Source organism: Nocardia sp. NPDC004260, assembly GCF_053603155.1.
Window position 1 is genome coordinate 40,869 of record NZ_JBSGEZ010000012.1, and the last position, 15,317, is coordinate 56,185.

At 70.6% G+C, this 15,317-nt stretch carries 12 protein-coding genes; 10 read left to right on the forward strand and 2 right to left on the reverse strand.

The window, feature by feature from the left end:
- Positions 1-81 precede the first annotated feature (81 nt).
- Complete coding sequence (locus ACWEO7_RS09620; protein ID WP_452422354.1) at positions 82-1,659, forward strand: FAD-binding oxidoreductase; 1,578 nt, start codon at positions 82-84, stop codon at positions 1,657-1,659.
- Entirely contained in the window at positions 1,656-2,600 is a 945-nt protein-coding gene (locus ACWEO7_RS09625; protein ID WP_452422251.1) for a diacylglycerol kinase, read from the forward strand. Before ACWEO7_RS09620 ends, ACWEO7_RS09625 begins: the two co-directional genes overlap by 4 nt.
- On the opposite strand, the gene ACWEO7_RS09630 is transcribed toward ACWEO7_RS09625, so the two are convergent.
- Together ACWEO7_RS09630 and ACWEO7_RS09635 are read right to left on the reverse strand one after the other, a co-directional pair.
- Entirely contained in the window at positions 2,560-3,327 is a 768-nt protein-coding gene (locus ACWEO7_RS09630; protein ID WP_452422253.1) for an AAA family ATPase, read from the reverse strand. The two genes, ACWEO7_RS09625 and ACWEO7_RS09630, sit on opposite strands and share 41 nt — an antisense overlap.
- 122 nt (positions 3,328-3,449) lie before the next feature.
- Positions 3,450-4,043, reverse strand: a complete 594-nt coding sequence (locus tag ACWEO7_RS09635) for a helix-turn-helix domain-containing protein (RefSeq protein ID WP_452422255.1) — start codon at positions 4,041-4,043, stop codon at positions 3,450-3,452.
- A gap of 91 nt (positions 4,044-4,134) precedes the next feature.
- Here ACWEO7_RS09635 and ACWEO7_RS09640 point away from each other — a divergent pair, with 91 nt between their 5' ends.
- The 8 genes from ACWEO7_RS09640 (at position 4,135) to rpmA (ending at position 15,252) form a co-directional block, all read left to right on the forward strand.
- On the forward strand, positions 4,135-5,061 hold the full coding sequence (locus tag ACWEO7_RS09640) for an NAD(P)/FAD-dependent oxidoreductase (RefSeq protein WP_452422257.1): 927 nt from the start codon (positions 4,135-4,137) through the stop codon (positions 5,059-5,061).
- Between the two features lie 301 nt (positions 5,062-5,362).
- Positions 5,363-8,041, forward strand: a complete 2,679-nt coding sequence (locus tag ACWEO7_RS09645) for a valine--tRNA ligase (RefSeq protein WP_452422258.1) — start codon at positions 5,363-5,365, stop codon at positions 8,039-8,041.
- Positions 8,042-8,118: 77 nt separating this feature from the next.
- Positions 8,119-9,504, forward strand: a complete 1,386-nt coding sequence (gene folC / locus ACWEO7_RS09650; protein ID WP_452422356.1) for a bifunctional tetrahydrofolate synthase/dihydrofolate synthase — start codon at positions 8,119-8,121, stop codon at positions 9,502-9,504.
- Positions 9,505-9,610: 106 nt separating this feature from the next.
- Positions 9,611-10,027: a DUF4233 domain-containing protein gene (locus ACWEO7_RS09655; RefSeq protein WP_452422260.1), complete on the forward strand. Its 417-nt coding sequence runs from the start codon at positions 9,611-9,613 to the stop codon at positions 10,025-10,027.
- 129 nt (positions 10,028-10,156) lie between these two features.
- Positions 10,157-10,573, forward strand: coding sequence for a nucleoside-diphosphate kinase (gene ndk, locus ACWEO7_RS09660; RefSeq protein WP_039796656.1), 417 nt, complete (start codon positions 10,157-10,159; stop codon positions 10,571-10,573).
- Positions 10,574-11,043: 470 nt separating this feature from the next.
- On the forward strand, positions 11,044-14,319 hold the full coding sequence (locus ACWEO7_RS09665; RefSeq protein WP_452422262.1) for a translation initiation factor IF-2 N-terminal domain-containing protein: 3,276 nt from the start codon (positions 11,044-11,046) through the stop codon (positions 14,317-14,319).
- 332 nt (positions 14,320-14,651) lie between these two features.
- A complete protein-coding gene (rplU, locus tag ACWEO7_RS09670) occupies positions 14,652-14,963 on the forward strand; it encodes a 50S ribosomal protein L21 (RefSeq protein ID WP_452422264.1) in 312 nt (103 codons plus the stop codon).
- Positions 14,964-14,985: 22 nt separating this feature from the next.
- Entirely contained in the window at positions 14,986-15,252 is a 267-nt protein-coding gene (gene rpmA, locus ACWEO7_RS09675; RefSeq protein WP_159845326.1) for a 50S ribosomal protein L27, read from the forward strand.
- Positions 15,253-15,317: the final 65 nt, after the last annotated feature.

Here is a 15,317-nt window from a genome sequence, read left to right on the forward strand (position 1 = left end):
CGCATGGTGGAGACACGGCAGCACTCCGCGGGCGATTCGGCTTCCGCGGCAAAGACCGGCGTGAGCGGGTCGGCGGCGAGTATGGTCTGGGATGCCTGGGGAATCCCGGCTGGGCACCAGCCACTTTCGGAGCGGATCCGTGGTCTGCTGACGCAGGTGTTCGGGGTGTCCGGCGATCCGGTGGCGCGCCGCGATGAGGGCGACGTGCCACTGCGCGAATCGGCGTTGACGCCCGCGCGGCGAGCCGGGTTGGTCGAGGTGGTCGGTTCCGGGAACGTGTCGGCCGACCACCGCGATCGGTTGCGGCACGCAGGGGGGAAGAGCACACCCGATCTGCTGCGCCGCCGGGCCGAGGGCCCGCAGGACGCGCCGGACGCCGTCGTCTTCCCCGCCGACCACGACGAGGTGCTCGCCGTGCTCGCCTACTGCGCGGCGAACGCCGTCGCGGTGGTGCCGTTCGGCGGCGGCACCAGCGTGGTCGGCGGCGTCGAACCCGTGCGTGGTCGCTTCGACGCCGTGATCGCCCTCGATCTGCGCAGGCTGGATACGATCACCGCGATCGATCCGATCAGCGGCACCGCCACACTGGGCGCGGGACTCACCGGCCCGCGCGCGGAGGAACTGCTCGGCGTGCACGGCTTCTCCCTCGGGCACTTCCCGCAGAGCTTCGAGTTCGCCACCATCGGTGGCTTCGCGGCGACGCGATCGTCCGGCCAGGCTTCGGCGGGCTACGGCCGTTTCGACGACATGGTGCAGCGGCTCGAGATCGCCACGCCCAGTGGCACGCTCGTCCTCGGGCGCGCCCCCGCCTCGGCGGCGGGGCCGGATCTGCGTGAGCTGTTCGTCGGATCGGAGGGCACGCTCGGCGTGATCACCGCGGTCACCTTGCGCGTGCACCCGGTCCCGGAAACCGTCGCCTACCAGGCATGGTCGTTTCCCGATTTCGCGACCGGCGCCGCAGCGTTGCGCGCGGTGGTGCAGGAGGGTGCGGCGCCGACCGTGCTCCGGCTGTCCGACGAGGCGGAGACCGGGATCAACCTCGCCCGCTCCGGCGATATCGGCGGCAACCCGGTGGCCGGATGCCTGGCCGTCACCACCTACGAGGGCAGTGCCGCGCACGTCGCCGCGCGCAGCGCCGAAGCGGGTGCCCTGCTGGCCGCGGCGGGCGGCTCGGCCCTGGGCGAGACAGCGGCCAGGGAATGGGAGCACGGTCGTTTCGCCGCGCCGTACCTGCGCGACGCGCTCCTGGATGTCGGGGTGCTCTGTGAAACGCTGGAAACCGCCACCACTTGGTCGAATCTGAGCGCGCTGAAGGAGAAGGTGACCGGGGCGCTGACCGATTCGCTCAGTGCGCAGGGGACGCCCCCGCTGGTCATGTGCCACATCTCGCACACCTACCCGACCGGTGCGTCGCTGTACTTCACCGTCGTCGCCAAGCAGTTGGACGACCCGCTGGCGCAGTGGCAGGCCGCCAAACGCGCCGCGGGCGACGCCATCGTCGCGGCGGGCGGCACCATCACCCACCACCACGCGGTGGGCACCGACCACCGCCCCTGGGTGCCGGACGAAGTGGGTGACCTCGGCGTGCGCGTCCTGCGCGCGGTGAAGGCCGAACTCGATCCGGCCGGCATCCTCAATCCGGGAAAGCTGGTGCCGTGACCGAATATTCGCCGGTGCGCAAGGTCACCGTGGTGACCAACCCGCGGTCGGGGCACGGCAAGAGCGGCGCGGCGGCGAGCGCCGCGATCGCCCGTCTCCGCGCGGGCGGCGCCGAGGTCGCCGAGGTGTGCGCGCCCTCGGCCGCCGAAACGGTTCGGCAGGTGCGAGATGTCATCGCGGGCGACGCGCCGCCCGATGCCGTGGTCTGCGTCGGCGGCGACGGCCTGATCAACCTGACTCTTCAGGCCGTCGCGGCGACCGGCGTCCCGCTCGGCATGGTTCCCGCGGGCACCGGCAACGACTTGGCCAGGGAACTCGGTGTGCCGACCGACGACCCGCTCGCCGCCGCCGCGCTCGTGCTGCGCGGGCGGACCAGGACGATCGATCTCGGCCGGATCGAGTCGCCCGGCGCGCCGATATGGTTCGCCACGGTGACCGGCACCGGATTCGACGCGCGAGTCACGCTGCGCGCCAATGAGATGCGCTGGCCGAAAGGCAGGCTGCGCTATACCGTCGCCGCGCTGGCCGAGATCTCCGGGCGCTTCACCGTTCCCTACCGCGTCGAGTTGGTGGACGCGGTGACCGACGGGCTCACCAACCCCGGCGCGGGCTCGCTGCTGGAGACCGAGGCGGTCATGGTCGCGGTCGGCAACACCCGCACCTACGGCGGCGGCATGTTGATCTGCCCGGACGCGATCATGGACGACGGACTGCTCGACTTGACCGTGGTCGGCGCGCTGTCGCGGCGGGAGATGCTGCGCTTGCTGCCCGCGCTGTCGGCGGGGAAACGCCAGAATCACCCGGAGGTCAAGCAGTTCCGCGCCGCGGCCGTCACGTTGACCGCCGCGGGCGCGCCCGCCACGGCCGACGGCGAACCGGCGGGCACCCTGCCGCTCACCATCAGGGCCGTCCCGGCGGCGCTGACCGTCCTGGTGCCCTGAGGCGCACCGGGGCGGCGGTTTTCGCCGGTCGGGCGAAGGTCACGCACCCAAGGCGGTCGACGGCCGCGCGGTCGACGATGACGACCGACCGGGAACCGCGGGCCGCGGGTTCCGTCGCCACCACGCTCATCAATCGCCGCCAGCCGCGCACGTGCAGCCGGAAGGCCACCTGATTGATCCGCCGTCCGCGGCTGTGCTGGCCCGCCCTGGCCACCGGCGCGGGCACATCGAGCAGGAGCAGGTGCAATTCACGTCCCGCCGCCCAGCGCGCGATCAGAACGCGCGCCCACCGGAAGGTGGCGCAGTCGTGGATGACGACCGGGCCGTCGACCTCACGCAACGCGGCGCGAACAGCGACGAAGTGCGCCACGTGCACCACCGGACGCCACAGCAGGTAGGGCAGCCACCAGAGTTTGGGCCGCCAGCGATTGCGCGCCTGCATCGAGTCGAGCACCAGCACCCCGGCGGGGCTATGCGACGGTGCGGTGGCCGCCGCGTCGGCGTCGAAGAATTTGCGCAAGGCGGTGCTCTTACCCGCGCCGGGGACGCCCGCGACGATCAGCGCCGCCGCGGCGGGGTATCGAATCTCCGCGACCGCGCGACCGCGTAGATCGTGCAGCGCGTCCGGCACAAGGATCGGCGGTCGCGGTTCGGGGGCGTGCCCGGGCACGGCTTCCAGCGGGGGGTTCACCTCTCCCAGCGTCCGCAGCCGAGACGGGTTCGGCATCCGGGAAAACCCCCGTTTTTCTTGGTGATTCGCCGAGTGGGGTGCGCCTGGGGTGTTCACCCTTCCCAGAGTCCCGAGGTTTCGCCTTTTCGGCAATACTGGACATTTCGGACATTATCGGTTCATCTGGGTTTCCGGCCCGCCGACCGCGCGCGAAGATGCATTCGTTCACCCTGGGACCCGAAAAGGCTGAGAATTTCCACTGGTCCCCGGCCCGCGCTACCGAACCAATGCGGTTGGCGGGTGTCGAATTCCGCGGCCTCGCCGGGGCCGAGCACCAGATCGTGTTCACCCAGCACCAGCCGGAGCCGTCCGGACAGGACGTAGAGCCACTCGAAACCCTCGTGCACCTTCGGGTCGGGCTCGCCACGCTCGGGCGGGATGACGATCTTGAACGCTTGCAGCGGCCCCGGCTGCCGGGTCAGCGGAAGAATGCTGAGCCCGTTCATCTTCCGCGCCGTCGCGTGGACCCGGGGGTCGGCGATCCGCGGTGCGGCCACCAGTTCGTCCAACGGCACCTGGTGGGCCATCGCGATCGGCAGCAGCAGTTCCAGACTGGCTTTTCGCTGGCCGGACTCGAGCCGCGACAGCGTGCTCTTGGAGATCCCGGTGCTTTCCGCCAGTGCGGCGAGCGTGACATTGCGTCGAGTCCGCAGCGCTTTGAGTCGCGGACCGATGTCGGCGAGGGCTTGGGCGACGCCCGGTGGTGTGGACATGTCCCCAGTGCACCGCGTTGTCCCAGATTTGGCAACAATAGTTGCTGATCTGCGCCGAGCGACGGCACTGTGCCGGTGGAGGTGATCGCGGATGAGCGAGACATATGACGTGGTGATCGTGGGCGGCGGCGCGGCGGGACTGTCCGGGGCGTTGGTCCTGGCCCGGGCGCGCCGGCGGGTCGCGGTGGTCGGAGGCGGCGCGCCGCGCAACGCGCCCGCCGAGCACATGCACGGGTTCCTGTCCCGGGACGGGATACCGCCCGCGCAGTTGCTGGCGGCCGGAGCCGAGGAGGCGGCGGGCTACGGCGCGGAGGTGAGCTCCGACGTCGTCGTCGGCGCGGAACGGGTGGGTGAGTCGGAGTTCGTGCTGCGGCTGCGGGGCGGTGCGACGCTGCGGGCGCGCCGCGTGCTGGTCGCGACCGGGCTGCGCGACGAACTGCCGCGGCTGCCCGGAGTGCGCGAACGATGGGGGCGCGACGTGCTGCACTGCCCTTATTGCCACGGCTACGAGGTGCGTGACCAGCCGCTCGGCGTGCTCGGCGGACGGGAACCCGGCGCCTCGGCCCGGGCGGTGCACTTGGCCCTGCTGCTGCCGCAGTGGTCGGACGACGTCATCTTGTTCCCGAACACGATGCCGCTGTCCGACGACGACCGCGCTCACCTGGACGCGCGCGGAGTGCGGGTACTCGACGGCGAGGTCGCCCGGTTCGTGGTGCAGGACCGGCTGCGCGGTGTGGAGCTGGCCGACGGGCGAGCGGTGCCGAGGAGGGCGATGTTCGTCGCGCCGACCTTCCGCGCCAACGACGACGTGCTGGTGGCGCTCGGCTGTGCGTTCGACGACAACGGCTGGGTGGTGACGGACGCCACCGGGCGCACCAGCGTGGCGGGCGTATGGGCCGCCGGTAATGTGAGCAATCCGGCTGCGCAGGTGATCTCCGCGGCGGGCGCGGGCTCGACCGCCGCGATCGCGATCAACGGCGACTTGGTGTCGGCCGACGTCACCGTGGCGGTCCGATAAGGGGAATATCCGGGGTAGAAAATACCGGAAGCTGAGAATTGCTTATGGATTCCGAGTCCGGCCTCGGATCGCCGGTAAGCTACTGGCATAGGCGGAGTGTTCGGTGTCCCTCATCCACCGAAGACTCCGCCTTTCTTTGTCTCCGTCGTGAAATTCCGCTCCGCGCGATTCGTCCGGAGCGCCCCGCGGGCCGATATCCCGCCCGATTTCCACGGCGCTGCCACCCGGCGGATCCGCGGGCAGCGGCGAGCCGGGTCGACCGACCCGAAGTCGGCGCAGCGACGCGCTCTAGAATCGCGGGGTGACCAGCGCAGCCCCTGACAACACGCGTAATCGTGCCGATGCCCTCCCCAAGAGCTGGACTCCCAGCGAGGTGGAGGCCGAGATGTACGAGCGCTGGGTAGCCGCTGGCTATTTCACCGCCGACACCGGCAGCGGGAAGCCGCCCTACTCGATCGTGCTGCCGCCGCCGAACGTCACCGGCACGCTGCACATGGGCCACGCGCTCGACCACACTCTGATGGACACGCTGTCGCGCCGCAAGCGGATGCAGGGGTACGAGGTGCTCTGGCTGCCCGGCATGGACCACGCGGGCATCGCCACCCAGACCGTGGTGGAGAAGCAGCTCGCGGTGGACGGCAAGACGAAGGAAGACTTCGGCCGCGAACTGTTCGTGCAGAAGGTCTGGGATTGGAAGCGGGAATCCGGCGGCGCCATCCAGTGGCAGATGCGCGCGCTCGGTGACGGCGTCGACTGGAGCCGGGACCGCTTCACCATGGACGAAGGCCTGTCGCGCGCCGTGCAGACGATGTTCAAGCGGCTCTACGACGCGGGCCTGATCTACCGCGCCGAGCGGCTGGTGAACTGGTCGCCCGAACTGCGCACCGCGATCTCCGACATCGAGGTCAAGTACGAGGACGTGGAAGGCGAGCTGGTCTCGCTGCGCTACGGCTCGCTCCGCGACGACGAACCGCACGTCGTCGTGGCCACCACCCGGGTGGAGACCATGCTCGGCGACACGGCGGTGGCCGTGCATCCGGAGGACCCGCGCTACCGGGCGCTGATCGGCACCACTTTGGAGCATCCGATCACCGGACGGCAGATCCCGATCATCGCCGACGACTACGTGGATCCCGAATTCGGCTCCGGCGCGGTGAAGATCACACCGGCGCACGACCCCAACGACTTCGAGATGGGTCTGCGGCACGGGCTGCCGATGCCGACGATCATGGACGAGCGCGGCCGGATCACCGGCACCGGAACCGAATTCGATGGCATGGACCGCTTCGAGGCCCGCGTCAAGGTGCGCGAGCGGCTCGCGCGAGAAGGCCGTGTGGTCGCCGAGAAGCGGCCGTACCTGCACTCCGTGGGGCACTCCGAGCGCACCGGCGAGCCGATCGAGCCGCGCCTGTCCATGCAGTGGTGGGTGAAGGTCGAGTCGCTGGCCAAGGCCGCAGGCGACGCCGTGCGCAGCGGCGACACCGTGATCCACCCCAAGAGCCAGGAGCCGCGCTGGTTCGGCTGGGTCGACGAGATGCACGACTGGTGCATCTCGCGTCAGCTGTGGTGGGGTCACCGCATCCCGATCTGGTACGGCCCCGAGGGCGAAGTGGTGTGCGTCGGGCCCGACGAGCAGGCGCCCGAGGGCTGGGTGCAGGACCCGGACGTCCTCGACACCTGGTTCTCCTCCGGCCTGTGGCCGTTCTCCACGATGGGCTGGCCGCACGCCACCGCCGAACTCGAAAAGTTCTATCCCACAAGCGTGCTCGTCACCGGCTACGACATCCTGTTCTTCTGGGTGGCGCGGATGATGATGTTCGGCACCTACGTCGCCGAGGACGCCGTGCTGACCACGGGCAAGGGCGGCGCGCGGCAGGTGCCGTTCAAGGACGTGTTCCTGCACGGCCTGATCCGCGATCAGTTCGGCAAGAAGATGTCCAAGTCGCGCGGCAACGGCATCGACCCGCTGGACTGGATCAACGCCTTCGGCGCCGACGCCACGCGCTTCACCCTCGCACGCGGCGCGCAGCCCGGCGGCGACCTCTCGGTGGGTGAGCCGCACGTGCTCGCCTCGCGCAGTTTCGTGACGAAGGTGTTCAACGCGACCAAGTTCGCGCTGATGAACGGTGCGCGGGTGGGCGACCTGCCCGATCGCGCACAGCTCACCGACGCCGATCGCTGGATCCTGGACCGGCTGGACGCGGTGCGCGCCGAAGCGGACGCCGCGTTCGACGCCTACGAGTTCGGCAAGGCGTGCGAGGCGCTCTACCACTTTGCCTGGGACGAGCTGTGCGACTGGTACCTCGAGCTGGCCAAGGTGCAGTTCGCCGCCGACGGCGCGCGCGCGGAAGCGACCCGGTTGGTGCTCGGTACCGTGCTCGACGCGGTGCTGCGCCTGCTGCACCCCGTCGTCCCGTTCGTCACCGAGGCGTTGTGGCAGGCGCTGACCGGCGGCGAGTCGATCGTGATCGCGCCGTGGCCGCAGGACTCCGGGGTGCCCGCGGACCAGGAAGCGGCGCAACGTATTTCCGACACCCAGCGGTTGATCACGGAGATCCGGCGGTTCCGCAGCGACCAGGGCTTGGCGGACAAGCAGAAGGTCGCGGCCAAGCTGATCGGGGTCGGCGAGGCGGGGCTCGGCGAGCAGGCGGCGTCGGTCGCCAACCTCGCGCGGCTCACCGAGCCGGATGCGGGCTTCGCCGCGACCGCGTCGGTGGAGGTCCGCCTGAGCACCGGGACGGTCACCGTTGAGTTGGACACCTCGGGCGCGGTCGACCTGGACGCCGAGCGCCGCAGGCTGGAGAAGGATCTGGCCGCCGCGCAGAAGGAACTCCATGGCACCGCCGCCAAGCTCGGCAACGAGGCGTTCTTGGCCAAGGCGCCCGACCACGTGGTCGAGAAGATCCGCGGCAGGCAGCAGGTCGCCGCGGACGAGGTGGCGCGCATCGGGGCCCGACTGGCGGAGTTGAGCGGCAAGTGAACCACGAGCCGGAACCGCAATACGGCGACGACGAGGGCCGTGGCGGCGCAGCGCGGCTCGGCTCCGGTCCGTCGCCGGTGGAACTGGCGGAGATGGCGCTGGTCGAGGCGGAACTCGACCAGCGCTGGCCGGAGACCAAGATCGAGCCGTCGCTCACCAGGATCGGCACGCTGATGGACCTGCTCGGCTCGCCGCAGCAGAACTACCCGGCGATCCACATCGCGGGCACCAACGGCAAGACCTCGGTGACCAGGATGATCGACGCGCTGCTCACCGCACTGCATCGGCGCACGGGCCGGATCACCAGTCCGCATCTGCAGCTGGCCACCGAGCGGATCAGCATCGACAACGCGCCGATCACCCCGGCGAGGTATGTGGAGATCTATCGCGAACTGCTGCCCTTCGTCGAGATGATCGACAAGCAGTCGGCGGCCGCGGGCGGCCCCGCGATGAGCAAGTTCGAGGTGCTCACCGGCATGGCCTACGCCGCCTTCGCCGAGGCGCCGGTCGATGTCGCGGTCGTCGAGACGGGAATGGGCGGCACCTGGGACGCCACCAACGTCATCGACGGGCAGGTGGCGGTGATCACGCCGATCGGCTTGGACCACACCGATTACCTGGGTCCGGACCTGGCCTCGATCGCGGGGGAGAAGGCCGGGATCATCAAGCGCGCCCCGGAGAGCCTGGTGCCGCGCGACAACGTCGCGGTGATCGCGCAGCAGGAACCCGAGGCGATGGAGGTGCTGCTGCGCCGCGCCGTCGAGGTGGACGCCGCGGTCGCGCGCGAGGGCTCGGAGTTCCGCGTGCTGGCCCGGCAGATCGCGGTGGGCGGACAGCAACTCGAGTTGCAGGGCCTGGGCGGGGTGTACGACGAGATCTTCCTGCCGTTGCACGGCGAGCATCAAGCGCGCAACGCGGCGCTCGCGCTCGCGGCGGTGGAGGCGTTCTTCGGTGCGGGCGCGCAGCGCAGGCTCGACATCGACGCCGTGCGCGCGGGCTTCGCGAGCGTCACCAGTCCCGGGCGGATGGAGCGGATGCGCAGCGCGCCCACCATCTTCATCGACGCCGCGCACAATCCGGCGGGCGCGCGGGCGCTGGCCGCGGCGCTGACCGACGAATTCGACTTCCGCAAGTTGGTCGGCGTGGTCGCGGTGCTCGGTGACAAGGACGCCGACGGCATCCTCACCGCGCTGGAGCCGGTGCTCGACGAGATCGTCGTCACCAGCAACGGGTCGCCCCGCGCGCTGGACGTGGAGACGCTCGCCGACCTCGCGGTCCAGCGGTTCGGCGACGAGCGCGTGGTTTCCGCCGCCACCCTGCCCGACGCGCTGGAGACCGCGATCGCGATCGCCGAAGAAGTGGGCGACGCGGGCGAGATGGTCTCCGGCGCGGGCGTGATCATCACGGGATCGGTCGTCACGGCGGGCGCGGCTCGCGCGCTGTTCGGAAAGGACCCGGCGTGAGCGCCAGGTGCGTGAACCCCGGCCCACTCGACCATCGCGGGACCGAGAACCACCGCATGAGCGCCGGTCACCGCACGAGCCCGGCGGATGCCGAGGAGGGCACAGCATGAGCGAACCGGCCGGACGAGACGAGCAGTCGGTGCCCGCGCCCGCGACCGACCCGTGGAAGGGCTTCCGCGGGGTGATGGCGGGCACGCTGGTGCTCGAGGCGATCGTGGTGTTGCTCGCGTTGCCGGTGGTTGCCGACGTCGGCGGCGGCGTGACCTGGTTGTCCGGCACCTATCTCGTGGTGCTCGCGGTGGTGATGTTCCTCGGGGCCGGGTTGCAGCGGCGGTCCTGGGCGCTGCCGTTCAACCTAGGGTTGCAGGTCCTGGTGCTGCTCGGCGCGTTCATCCACGTGTCCATCGGCGTCATCGGTGTGGTGTTCGCCGTGGTCTGGGGCTTCATCCTGGTGCTGCGCGCCGACGTGCGCGGCCGGATGGAGAAAGGGCTGCTGCCGAGCCAGCGCATCCAACGGTCGTAGCCGCAGGGCCGCCCAGGACGCTGCCGGTCGCACTTTTTCCGGCGGAAGTCTCCCCGCCGAGCGCCCGGGAAGCCGATCAGCCCGACCGCTGGTGCGGTGCCCGGAAGTATGCCGGATAGGCTGTGCGCCGTGACTGAGCAGACGTTGGTACTCATCAAGCCGGACGGTGTGGCCCGTGGCCTTGTCGGCGAGGTGCTGGCACGGATCGAGCGCAAGGGCCTGAAGATCGCCGCCCTCGAGCTGAAGCACGTGTCCGAGGAACTGGCCAAGGGCCACTACGCCGAGCACGCCGAGAAGCCGTTCTTCGGGTCCCTGATCGAGTTCATCACCTCGGGCCCGGTCGTCGCGGCCATCTTGGAGGGCCCGCGCGCCATCGCCGCGTTCCGCCAGATCGCGGGCGGCACCGACCCGGTCGAGAAGGCCGTGCCCGGCAGCATTCGCGGGGACTTCGCTCTGGAGACCCAGGAGAACCTGGTCCACGGCTCCGATTCACCCGAATCGGCCAAGCGGGAGATCGCCCTCTGGTTCCCCGAACTGCCCGCCTGACCGAGTCTCGATCGTCGTGCCCGCGCCGCCGCGAGACCCGCGTTCGCGCCGCGGGCGGGACCGAGTCGAGCGCCGATGGCGAACGCCCGGCGCGCGGTATGGGATACTGGCATCGGCTGCTTTCGACGCCGACTGTTCGTGCAGGTGCTCGAACGAAACGTGACGAGGGCAGCCGGATGACACCACGGTTCGATGCCGATCATCGCTGCCATGGACAAACGGCCTGGTCACCGGGTCCGCTGTTCGTGTAGGCACGCTGGATGAGCGCTCGCGCCGCGGAGTTCAGCCATACAGCCAGGCGCCGCGTGACCAGTTAGCCCGACCGACGCACAACCGAGGAGATAACCGGGCACGCGGGGCGAGACCACTTGATCTCGCGCCCACCGGGTGCGAGTCGAACGGACAGCGCCCCCGCGTCGGCCGCGTCACTCCCGCCGGGAGGGACGCGCCCGGGGGCCCGAGGAGACTTCGTGGCCGATCAAGAGCCGCTGGAAACAACATCACAGGATGCCGAACAATTGCCGGAGCGAATCCGAGTTCACGCACTCGCCAAGCTGCTGGGGGTAACGAGCAAGCGCATCCTGGCCAAGCTCACCGAGATGGGGGCGGACGCGCGCAGCGCCCAGTCGAACGTCGACCGAGCCGTCGCGGAGTCCGTGCGCGACGCCTTGGGGACGGTCGCGGCGGACGCCGCGGCCGAGCAGCCCGCCGCCGGGCAGGGAGACGCCCCCGTACCGGCGCAGCCGGAGGAACGCGCGCCCACTCGGCCGCCCGCGGCCGAACGACCCGCGCCTGCCACGGAACCACCGGCACCCGCCGGTGACGTTCCGTTCTCCGGTGCGGGCGTCATCTTCTCCGCGCCGGACACGGTGTCCACCGCGCAGCCGCCGCTCACCGCCCCGGCCAACCACACGCAGCTGTTCACGCACTCGGTGCGGCCGGAACCGGAGCCGGTGGCTCCTGCGGTGTTCGAGTCCGCCGCCGTCGTGCAGGCGCCGCTGTTCCTGTCGCCGGACGCCGCCTCCGCCGAGGAGGCGCGCAAGCAGCGCCGCGCCGAGCGTGCGGCCCGCCGCACCGACGAGCAGGCTCCCGAGCCCGTCGAGGACGAGACCGAGGACACCGAGGACGAGCGCGAGTCGTCCGATCAGCACGTCGACGCCGAAGGCCAGCCGCGGCGCCGTCGCCGTGGCCGCCGGGGGCGCGGTCGCGGCCGGGGCGAGCAGCAGTCCGATGGCGACGGCGAGGGCGAGGACTCTGAGACCGACGACGAGTCGGCTCCCGCGACCGCCGAGTCCGCCGAAGCCACCGAAGCGGCGGAGTCCGCCGAGACCGCCGAGGGCGAGGGTGAGGACGAGGACGGCGTGCCGGAAGGCTCGAGCCGCCGTCGCCGTCGCCGCCGTCGGCGCAAGGTGGCCGGTGACTCGGGCGAGAACGAGCCCGCCGACGACGATCCGCCGAACACGGTCGTGCACGAGCGCGAGCCGCGCAACAAGAGCCGCGGCCGCGGAGCGGTCGACGAGGTCCAGGGCATCACCGGCTCCACCCGGCTGGAAGCCAAGCGGCAGCGCCGTCGCGACGGGCGGGAGGCGGGCCGTCGCCGCCCGCCGATCCTGACCGAGTCGGAGTTCCTGGCCCGGCGCGAAGCGGTGGACCGCGTGATGGTGGTGCGCGAGAAGTCGTTCCCGGATCACCCCACCGCGACGCAGGTGGCCGTGCTCGAGGACAACGTCCTGGTCGAGCACTTCGTGACGAGCACAGGTTCCGCGTCCATGGTGGGCAACGTCTATCTGGGCAAGGTGCAGAACGTGCTGCCCAGCATGGAGGCCGCGTTCGTCGACATCGGCCGCGGCCGCAACGGCGTGTTGTACGCCGGTGAGGTCAACTGGGAGGCCGCCGGGCTCGGCGGCAAGGAGCGCAAGATCGAGCAGGCGCTCAAGCCGGGCGACCAGGTGCTGGTCCAGGTGAGCAAGGACCCCGTCGGCCACAAGGGTGCCCGGCTGACCACGCAGATCAGCCTGGCCGGGCGCTTCCTGGTGTACGTGCCGGGCGGCACCTCCACCGGGATCAGCCGCAAGCTGCCGGACACCGAGCGCAAGCGCCTCAAGGAGATCCTGCGCGACATCGTGCCCGCCGACGCCGGTGTCATCATCCGCACCGCCTCCGAAGGCGTCAGCGAGACCGAACTGGCCCGCGACGTGGAGCGGCTCCAGGCGACCTGGCGCACCATCCAGCAGCAGACCGGCAAGGACGGTAACGCGCCCAAGACGCTCTACGAAGAGCCCGACCTGTTGGTCAAGGTCATCCGCGACCTGTTCAACGAGGACTTCTCCAAGCTGGTCATCGAGGGCGACCGGGCCTGGAGCACGGTGGAGAAGTACATCGGCACCGTCGCGCCGGACCTGCTCACCAGGGTCTCCCGGCACGAGAACAACGGCGTCGACGTGTTCGAGACCTACCGGATCGACGAACAGCTGGCCAAGGCGCTCGATCGCAAGGTGTGGCTGCCGTCGGGCGGCACCCTGGTTATCGACCGCACCGAGGCCATGACGGTGATCGACGTGAACACCGGCAAGTTCACCGGCGCGGGCGGCAGCAACCTGGAGGAGACGGTCACCAGGAACAACCTGGAGGCGGCCGAGGAGATCGTGCGCCAGATGCGGCTGCGCGACATCGGCGGCATGATCGTCGTCGACTTCATCGACATGGTGCTGGAGTCCAACCGCGATCTGGTGCTGCGCCGCCTGACCGAGGCGCTGGGCCGGGACCGCACCCGCCACCAGGTCTCCGAGGTCACCTCGCTGGGCCTGGTCCAGATGACCCGCAAGAAGCTGGGCACCGGCCTGGTCGAGGCGTTCTCCACCACCTGCGAGCACTGCCACGGACGCGGCATCCTCGTGCACAGCTACCCGGTGGAGCCCGGCTCCGGTGAAGAGCCCGCCGCGCGCACCCGCGAGAGCGGTTCGCGCAGGCGTCGTGGCCGGGACAAGGGTGCCGCGGCGGCTCCTCAGCCTGCCAACGGGTCCGGTCCCGCGGCCGAACACACCGAGGACGACGCGGCCGTCAAACGGGCGCATCCGGTGGCGCTGGCGATGGCCGCGCACCAGTCCGAGGATGCGCCGGAAGCGACCGCGGACACGTTCGCCGAGCCGCAGGTCGCGGACACGGACGAGGCCGCCGTCGCGGACGAGGCCGCCGTCGCGGACGAGGCCGCCGTCGCGGACGAGGCCGCCGAAGAGCGCGTCGTCACGGATACCGTCGAGGCCGCGGTCGCGGTGCCCGCCGAGGAGCCGGAGACCGAGCCCGCCGAAGTGGTCGAGGTCGTCGAGCAAGTCGAAGAGGTCGAGTCGGTACCGGCGGAAGAGCGCGCGTCCGAGCCCGTCGGTGCGTCCGTCTCGGATGCCGCGCCGGAGCCGGTCGAGGCGTCTGCTCCGGTCGCCGAGCCGGAGCCGGTCGCCGATACCGTCGCGGCCGCCGAGCCCGTCGCGACGACCGAGAACGGTGCCGCCGCCAACGGGGTGGCCGAGCCGGGCCCGAGCCGTCCGGCTCGTCGCCGGAGGGTTGCCCGTTCGGCCGCGGCGCCCGCCGCGGACAGCTCCGGAGCGGTGTTCGTGCTGCCCACGGGAGACCAGGCGCCCGCGCCCGCGGTCGACTACTCCCAGCCGGAGCCGGTCGAGGTGCCGCAGCGCAACCGGCCGCGCAGGCGGTCGGTCGGCCGCCCGGCAGGCGCGCCGGACGCCGCGAACTGAGGTTCTCGCCGACGCCACGTGGCCCCCGCCGGTCTCTCCGGTCGGGGGCCACGGGCGTTCCGGCAGCGAACGCGCAGCAGGGCCGCGGTGCGCGGGTGAACGCCGGTTTGGTCGTCGCGGTAGCCGTCCTGTAATCTTGGACAGTCGCTGCCCGGTGACAACATGTTTTGTCTTCGTGGCCCGGTTCTCGACAGTTCGATACCGAGAGCCACCAGGTGCCGAGGCGGTGGCGATTACCAGACCAGTCGTGTGGCGGTTTCCGGTGGATTCAGACCGGAGATGTCGCCGCGTGAACGAGTGCCGAGCACTATAGGAAGAAGGGCAGCCGACCGATGGCAACGTACGCGATCGTCAAGACCGGCGGAAAGCAGTACAAGGTCGCGGTCGGTGACCTGGTGAAGGTCGAGAAGATCGAGGGTGCGCCGGGTACCGCCGTGGCGCTGGATCCGGTTCTCGTCGTTGATGGCTCCGAGCTGACCACCGACGCCGACAAGCTGGCCAAGGTGTCCGTGGCCGCCGAGGTGGTCGAGCAGACCAAGGGCCCGAAGATCCGCATCCACAAGTTCAAGAACAAGACCGGCTACCACAAGCGCCAGGGACACCGTCAGCCGCTGACGGTCCTGAAGGTCACCGGCATCAAGTAAGACATCCCGAGGAGAACCAGCTATGGCACACAAGAAGGGTGCGTCCAGCTCCCGGAACGGACGCGATTCCAACGCCCAGCGACTCGGCGTCAAGCGCTTCGGCGGCCAGTCGGTCAAGGCGGGCGAGATCCTGGTGCGTCAGCGCGGCACCCACTTCCACCCCGGCGTGAACGTCGGCCGTGGCGGTGACGACACCCTGTTCGCCCTGGCGGCGGGCGCGGTGGAGTTCGGCACCAAGCGTGGACGCAAGACCGTCAACATCGTGATCCCGGAGCCGGTTCAGGCCTGACCGCCGAACCACTTCCGGATATACAGCGAGCGGGTCAGGGTCTCGGAACCCTGGCCCGTTTTTCG